The organism is Streptomyces sp. NPDC091682, assembly GCF_044756625.1.
Lineage (GTDB): Bacteria > Actinomycetota > Actinomycetes > Streptomycetales > Streptomycetaceae > Streptomyces.
In genome coordinates, this window is sequence record NZ_JBIVTH010000028.1 from 86769 (window position 1) to 93881 (window position 7113).

A 7113-nucleotide genomic window follows, 5' to 3' on the forward strand; every position below is an offset into this window, starting at 1 on the left:
CCAATTCGCCCGCCCAAAGAGATGTCGCCGGCGTCGTGACAGCGGACCCACCGGTCTTGGTGCCGCTTGTGCTGGAGCTCCCCGGCCATCTGCACTGCCAGCTCCGTGTCCCGGTCGGCGATGATCACCGATGGGAGAAGGCTGCGCGACAGCCCTCGCGTTCTTCACGCGGAGGTGCCGGAACCCCGGCGGACGCGGGCAGAGGTCAGCCGACGGGGCTCGGTGGGCCCAGTGGCGGCAGAGGTCCTCGGCGCCCATCTACCTCAGGGCGATCGAATTTGCGATTCGCATGGCAACGAAGGTGTCTGCGAGGTAACCGTCAATGCCGTGACGGTTCTTTTCCGGGTTGCGGACGTCGCTCAGGTTCTCGACCTGCACGCCAGGGAAGTGATCACGTTCCAACCGAGGAAAGAGCGCGACTGGATCGCGGACATCAGCGGCGTTCAGCCAGTGCACCACGCCACTTGGCTTGGTCAGCGGGCGCGGCAAGTTATCCCTAATCGACGGGAAACCTAGCGGGGAGCCCAATGTGACCATTAGGGGAATGTCAATCTCTCCCTGGAGTTCGGTGAGCGTCCAGTAAACCACGACAGAACCAAGTGAATGTCCCACCACAACAGTTGGCCCAGGCCTCAGGGCCTGAGAGACAACTTCGTTCACCTGTTCGCGTACGTCTCGCCACAGCATGTAGGCATGGACGTCGGGGAAGAAAATCCGAATAAACTCATCGCTCATGACGCGAGAGCGCTTGAAGAGGGCCCTGCTCGTAGCCTGAACAACTTTCGCGTCTCGGATCCCTCGCTGTACCGCTTCCTGTTGGTTTGCTGGAAGCTCGGCGGCAATGTCCGCGTCAGTAATATCGGCGCGATCGGCTATCTCCATGAGTAGCGTTGCTTCGAAGGAATCGAATGGGTCTTCAGATCCCCGACTGCGTGCAGTCCCGGGAGAGTTCGCGATTGCCTCATCAAGGATACGCCCATAGAAGGCGACCTTGATGTCGAGGCCTTCTGGTAGCTCGACAAGCGCGTTTGCGCACCCTTCCTTTAGCGCTCCTGTCCAGGTCTGTTTCAGATCCTCCTCAGTCGATTGCCCTTGACCGATTCCATGAACGAACACGAGCTTCATCGCTGCCCCTAACGTTGGCTGTAGGGAGAGATAAAACGAGCTCGAGACTTCTTAAATGTTATGGGTCGCCAAGCAGCAGCTTATAGCGTAGATCAGAGGAAGGCTGGAAGAGCGTGGTCCAATACGCTGGGGCAAGGTGAGGGGCCGCCATATGCGCCAATGCCTTTGCCCCACCGTTGGAGTAGCGAAGCACGGTCCAACCACGTGTCGCCAGCGGGAACCCAGGTACAACGTCGGCCTGGTTTGGCAGGGTGTGATTGGCCAGTAGCGCCACGTCGAAGGGTATTGGCAGGCTCCGTTCCCTTAGGCTCCCAAGCAACATTCCCACCCTCTCTATCTCTCCAGTACGGTGAAGTGAGTGCGCCAGGAGGACAGCCATTGTTGGGTCGAAGTGTTTTTCAAGGGATAGCCGCATGCCTTCGTTGTCAGCACGGGACAACACGCCAAGCCGTGCTCGTGCTGTCATTCGCGCCACCAGTTCAATGTCGGTGGTTCCGCGAGAGTCCAGATATGCCAAGTACTGCACGCCGCAGTCGTCCACACGCATCGCGGTTGCGTATCCAGGGAATACTGCAGCCGCCGACCACAATGGGCGGTTCTTCCAAAAACTGTCCAGATGGATCAGCGCTGCCCCTTGCGACCGCTCATCAAAAGTAGGCCCAGACCAACTGCCGTTAGCATCGCGCGCCAGGCGACTACGGACCGTGCGTGGTGTCCCGACTTCCATGAAGAGGTTACGCTTGCGACGCCCATTGCGATGGACGCTATCAGGGGTGGTCTCAAACACAGAGATCGCCGCGTCCTGCGCGACGTTAGAAGCCATCAGGTTATCCCTGGTCTCCCTGGCAAGAGGGCGGTCCTCCTCGGAAGGCGCGTTTGGCGATCCCGTGGGAGAGCCCTGTCGCGAATCGCTTCCTGCCCCGGGGCTGTCTGCCAGCGGATCGGGATCGGGACCATCCTGTGGAGGAGGGAATGCGTCGGGGTCCACCCACGACATCACGTGAGGCTGCCAACGTGTGACCGGGTGCGAGCACGGCCATTGTTCGACACCGAGCACCTGTCGGGCACGAATGGGCACAGCGTCCTCAAGGTAACGCTCGAGTGACTCTGAGACGACGGCACGCTCTGCAAGAGCGGGTGGCCGCACCGTGGTGACGCAGGCTTCAGGCGCTCTTCCTTCCAGAGCCTGCAGCAGGCAATATGTCCAGATACCCACACAGTTGGGATCGTCAGCACCCTCAAACGATCCCTTCTCCGGGTAGGCAGCATAAAATTGATCAGCTCGAATGGCACGCGCTCTGTAGTTCCTCGGGCGGGGCGGGAAAATGGCGTCGTCCGATACATCGCGATCTGGGCGGGTCCGACAAGTGTCACCAAAGAAAGCTACGTGAGGAATGCGGGAGTAGTAAAGAGCCAAGTCCCAACTCAGTGCCACGTCGACGGCCTCCCCCTGCCGCCGGCCGGCATGGCTGAGGAGCCAGACACTGTCAGCGACGCCCTTGACCACTCCATGGCCAGCGAAGTAGATGAACAAGCAGTCAACAGAGCCGCCCTCACTCCGCGCGAGGTTGACCACTCTCTCTACGTAGGCTTCGATTTTCCGCCTCTCGACAGGTTCGTTGTCGTCGATGAAAGGCACGACGGGGTCGAAACCTTGTGAAGTTGCCCAGCGGCAGAAGCGCCGTGCTCCGCGACGAGCAGCCGGAAGCGGTGCCATGTCTGGCACGTCACCAACGCCGATCGCAAGCGCAACCTTCCGGCCCATCCCTGCCCCCTTGCCGCTCCTTACTCCTACAATCGTCAGCGCTGTCGACAGCCCTCGCAAACGGAACAAATTCACCTTGAAGGACTTGATGTTCAGTTCATCAGATTCCTTGCACGTGCCGCATGGGCCACTCCTTCACCCTAATAAAGATGGTCTCGCAACTTAGTTAAGGCTGATGGGAATTGGATGGTCGTGCAGATGGTCTCCGCACAACGCCCCTCACTCGTAGAGGTGTTCACCTGATCGCGCCCGGTTCAGTTCCGGCTGTTGGCCCTAGCGAGACCTCGATGCCCGATCAGCAGTGAGCGTTTTCAGTGGGGCCACTGATCGGGTGACGGAGCTGGGACGCGGAGGGGGCCGCAATGCACAGGGCTCTCAGCGCCGTTGAGGGAGGTGTTCGAAGTCTCAACCCACCGGCACAGGAGCCCTGTTGGTTCCCTATCCTGCCGCACTCGACCTCTCGCACGCCCTGGTCGAGTGGGTCACGATGCTCATCGTCACCCGTGAGGGTGACCGGCGGTGCAAACTCCCGCCGCACCAGCGTGCTCGTCGCTCTCGTGTACCTACGCCGCCACGACACCCTCGCCCGGATCGCGGCCGGATTCGGCATATCCGTCGGCACCGCCCACGCCCAGGTCACCGCCACGACCAGCCTGCTCGCCGACCGGTCCCCGGGCCTGCTCAAGACGCTGCGCGAGGACGATCCGGACTTCGTCCTCCTGGACGGGACTCTCGCCGAGTGCGACCGGGTCGCTGACAGCCGCAGCGACTACTCGGCCAAGCACCGCCGGCACGGCGTGAACGTCCAGCTCGTCACCGACCCCGCCGGCGAGCTGCTGTGGATCTCGCCCGCCGTGCCGGGCCGCACCCATGACCTGACCGCCGCCCGCACCCACCGCATCATCCAGATCTGCGAACGACAGGGCGTACCCGTCCTCGCGGACCGCGCCTACACGGACGCCGGTCCCTGGGTCACCACCGGCCTCAAACGGCCGCCCGGCGGTGAACTCACTCCGACCCAACGCACCGTCAACCGCGCACTCACCCAGGCCCGGGCCCCTGTCGAACGCGCCATGGCACGACTGAAATCGTGGCAGATCTTCCGCAGATCCCGCCCCAACCGCATGACCGTCATCACCAAGGCCATCCTCACCCTGGAGAGGCGACGCTGAAAACGCTCTTCGACGCAAAAGGCCGACGGCCGGACCGAAGGGGGGCCGGCCGTCGGCATATCAGACAGTCGGTTGGACACTGAGCTGGCCCTCGCTGCTCTCCGGCAAGGTGTGGCGCAGCACCGGTACGGGCGAGGCCACAGAGGTGGCGAAGGCCGCGACGAGATCATGTGGCGTGCTGGCGGAGAACATGGCGGCCCACAGGAGCCCGCCGCCCATCCGCGGCTCGCACCATGCCTGCCATCCCGCCGCTTCCGCCTCGGGATCGAGGACGAGCGGGTCGCCGTCCTGGATTCCCTCGTCCGGCAAGGTAGTCAAGACCATGCTGGTGGCCAGCCGCGGATCGGAGAAGGCGGTGGGGGTGTCGATGTCGCGAACCCAGCCGGCGCCCGCCAGCGCGTCGAGAACCACCTGCGGTCCGGCGTAGCCATGGGCGGGATCCGGACGGCCCTCCAGCGCGAGCAGGAAGTCGGTGACCGCCTCTGGCGGGGTGCCGGCGGAGAAGTACGCATTCCACCGGGGAAGGCTGGCGGGGGTGGCTCGGGCGGAGACCGTCCATGCCACCGGCTGGTCGCCCAGGAGGATGGGCTCGTCGGCCAGCACCCACTGCGCCCAGCTCAGTGCGTCCGGAGCGACGTACAGGACGGTGCTGCGAAGAACCTGCCGGGCGACGTCGGACTCGTCGGGCTCACGCCGACCTCGGACGAGGGTGAGGCTGGTCCAGCCCGCGGCAGTGAGGTGGGAGCCGACCTGGTCGGCCAGGAGGCCATCGTCGCCGGCGAGATGGCGCGGGGTGACCCAGAACGCGGGAAGGGAAGAGGAATCAGGGGACGGGGGCAGAGGTGCTCCTTGTCGTCAGGGTGTGTCGCGGCTCGTATCGTCGTCAGAGACGGCGCGCAGCCGCCGTCCACGGGCCGGCGGCTCGATCGGAGGCATCCAGGTAAGGGCTTCGGCGACCGGCCTGGGCAGGTTCCCGTATTGCACCGCCGCCGCGTCCTCGGCGAGATAGACGACCGGTCGCCCGTCCAGGTCCGCGCCCACGATCACGGTGCCCATCTTGTGGGCCATGGGGAAGAAGGGGTTGATCGCGAGCCGTACACGGGCGGATGGATCCGCCGCGGACAGGTGCTTCATCAGGTCGGCGACGGTCATCTCGGTGCCGGGCTTGGGCTGAGGGGCCACGGTTCTCCTCACGGGTGGAAAGCGCTCTGGGTGTGCGGATGGGAGCCACGCGACCTCCGGGAACAGATCACGGAGAGACGGGCGAGCCGCTGGAGGACGGGAGGCGAGGGTCCCGTCCTCCAAGCGGCATGGTCACTGCTGCCGTCGCGCGGTGGCGAGCACCTCGGAAACGGTAGCGGCCACGAGCCGTGCCGGGGTTTGCGGATCGAATACGACACGGTAGCCGGGAACCTTGCCGGTGCCGGTGACGGCCAGGACCCAGCCCTCCTCCTCGGCCCCTGGCCTCCCGCCGGGAAACCAACCGAGATACAGCCGGCCGTCAGCCGACGAGATATGGGTGTCGGCCCGGTCGTCGACGATGAGGGTGAAATCGCCGTTCGCCTCGGGGAAGCAGTCGATAACCTCGGTCGGCTGGCCAGGCCCCAGAAGCCAGCCATGCAGTCGCAACTTCTCGATCGTGGTGCGGAACCCAGCGCTCGATAGCTCCACCGTCACAAGCATCACCTCTCTGACCTGGGAATATTCGAGATCCCGGGGAAGGTCGTCTAGGTTGACATGCACCGCAGCGCTACACCAGTCCTTGCGGGTTCTTTCCTGTCTGCCACCGGCGAACTCGACCTTAGGACGGTGGACTCGTCCGCTCTCGGGCACGGAACACCTCGTCCGTCGCGCCCTGAGCGATGCCCCGGCCCAGTCGAAGGAGTGAGGGCCGCTGACAAGCAGGGAGATCTGAGGGAGGATCGGGCGATGTGATGCAGGTACAGGCAACAGTCCTGAAAATGTTGGACAGCGTGACCAACCCATTCACCTCCTACCAAGAGATGGTCACCGCTCTGGCGACTGCCGTCGGAGAGGAGGGGCGCACCGAGGCTGAGGTGGACCACCTGCATGCGCTGTGCGCGGCGATGCTCTTCTTTCACCAGCCCGACGGTGCGCTGAAGGGCTCTTACCGGGGCCCGGGGCCCGAGCCTTGGCCGACTGCGGCGAACCAGCTTCCTCCCGAGGTCCGCGCTGTCTGGGCCGCGTACGCGGACGCGGCTGGCCATCCAATGGTGCGCGCCCGCCTGCACCACCTGCTGTGGGAGGCCCGGCACGGAGGCCGTCCCATTGACCACGTGTCGGCGGCCATCGCCGGCTACCGCGAGGCCGCCCCCGTGCTCCTGGCCGATACAGGGGACCGCGCCGTCAGTGCCCGGTGCAAGGCCGTCGATGCCCTACTGGCCGCGCACGATCTGGCCGCCAGGCTCCGCCAACCGCAGCTGGCGGACATCACCACGGAGATGGTCAGACTCGCCGAGACCGCCCTCGACTGGCGGGAGCCCTCCCCAGGGATCGTCCACGCTGCGATCGAGCCCCTCGTGGCGGACAAGAATCTTCACCAGCTGATCCGCCCCGTGTTGGAGCGTGCTGTCGACTGCTTCCGCGCGGACTCGCACAACCACATCGGATTCCTCCAGATGCTGCGCCGCATCGAGCCCGACCCTGCTGGCCAGCAGCAGATCAACGAGCGGATCCTCGCTGTTTACATCGGCCATGCCGAGCAGCTCAGCGGACTCGCCAAGCTGATGAGGCTCGAAGAGGCCGCCGCGTTCACGCAGGCCTCCGGGCAGAGCGATTCCTTGGACGCCATTCGCCGAGCCCAGCAGAAGCTCCGCCCGGAAGACCTGGGCCTTACCCGGATGGCCACTCCGTTCCCGTTCCCGACGGCGCTGGTCGATGCCGCCCGCGCGGCCATCGACTCCGCTGCCGACCTCCCCGACGCTCTGCGGATCATTGAGCTTCTTCGATGTGGCCACCGATCGGGTGACGGTCCGTGAAGCGAAACGAGCGAGGCCCCCGGGCTGTTGATCGAGATGTCTGACGTCTCAA

6 protein-coding genes and 1 pseudogene are annotated in these 7113 nt (G+C 64.6%); 2 read left to right on the top strand and 5 right to left on the bottom strand.

The genetic code is table 11. The features are described 5' to 3' along the window. Positions 1-258: 258 nt before the first annotated feature. Together ACIQK6_RS38240 and ACIQK6_RS38245 are read right to left on the bottom strand one after the other, a co-directional pair. Positions 259-1125 (bottom strand): hypothetical protein, encoded by an 867-nt coding sequence (locus tag ACIQK6_RS38240; protein ID WP_402697069.1) that lies wholly within the window; start codon positions 1123-1125, stop codon positions 259-261. A gap of 58 nt (positions 1126-1183) precedes the next feature. Beyond that, entirely contained in the window at positions 1184-2890 is a 1707-nt protein-coding gene (locus ACIQK6_RS38245) for a caspase family protein (protein ID WP_402697071.1), read from the bottom strand. A gap of 430 nt (positions 2891-3320) precedes the next feature. Here ACIQK6_RS38245 and ACIQK6_RS38250 point away from each other — a divergent pair. Continuing rightward, positions 3321-4062, top strand: a pseudogene (locus tag ACIQK6_RS38250) (transposase family protein). Positions 4063-4122: 60 nt separating this feature from the next. Here the strand turns inward: ACIQK6_RS38250 and ACIQK6_RS38255 are convergent. The 3 genes from ACIQK6_RS38255 to ACIQK6_RS38265 form a co-directional block, all read right to left on the bottom strand. Beyond that, positions 4123-4902, bottom strand: coding sequence for a DUF317 domain-containing protein (locus ACIQK6_RS38255; RefSeq protein ID WP_402697078.1), 780 nt, complete (start codon positions 4900-4902; stop codon positions 4123-4125). Positions 4903-4917: 15 nt separating this feature from the next. Continuing rightward, the gene (locus tag ACIQK6_RS38260) at positions 4918-5244 is read right to left on the bottom strand and encodes a hypothetical protein (protein WP_402697073.1); all 327 of its coding nucleotides are present in this window, start codon (positions 5242-5244) and stop codon (positions 4918-4920) included. A gap of 132 nt (positions 5245-5376) precedes the next feature. Further along, a complete protein-coding gene (locus ACIQK6_RS38265; RefSeq protein ID WP_402697080.1) occupies positions 5377-5745 on the bottom strand; it encodes a DUF317 domain-containing protein in 369 nt (122 codons plus the stop codon). Between the two features lie 290 nt (positions 5746-6035). Between ACIQK6_RS38265 and ACIQK6_RS38270 the strand changes: the two genes are divergently transcribed. Continuing rightward, positions 6036-7061 carry a hypothetical protein gene (locus ACIQK6_RS38270; protein ID WP_402697074.1) on the top strand — a complete coding sequence of 342 codons (1026 nt, stop codon included), beginning with the start codon at positions 6036-6038 and terminating at the stop codon, positions 7059-7061. Positions 7062-7113 lie beyond the last annotated feature (52 nt).

Bases quoted from the DNA above. Each gene is read 5' to 3' on its own strand.
- ACIQK6_RS38245 (WP_402697071.1), bottom strand. From the start codon at position 2,890: ATGGGCCGGAAGGTTGCGCTTGCGATCGGCGTTGGTGACGTGCCAGAC.
- ACIQK6_RS38240 (WP_402697069.1), bottom strand. From the start codon at position 1,125: ATGAAGCTCGTGTTCGTTCATGGAATCGGTCAAGGGCAATCGACTGAG.
- ACIQK6_RS38265 (WP_402697080.1), bottom strand. From the start codon at position 5,745: ATGCTTGTGACGGTGGAGCTATCGAGCGCTGGGTTCCGCACCACGATC.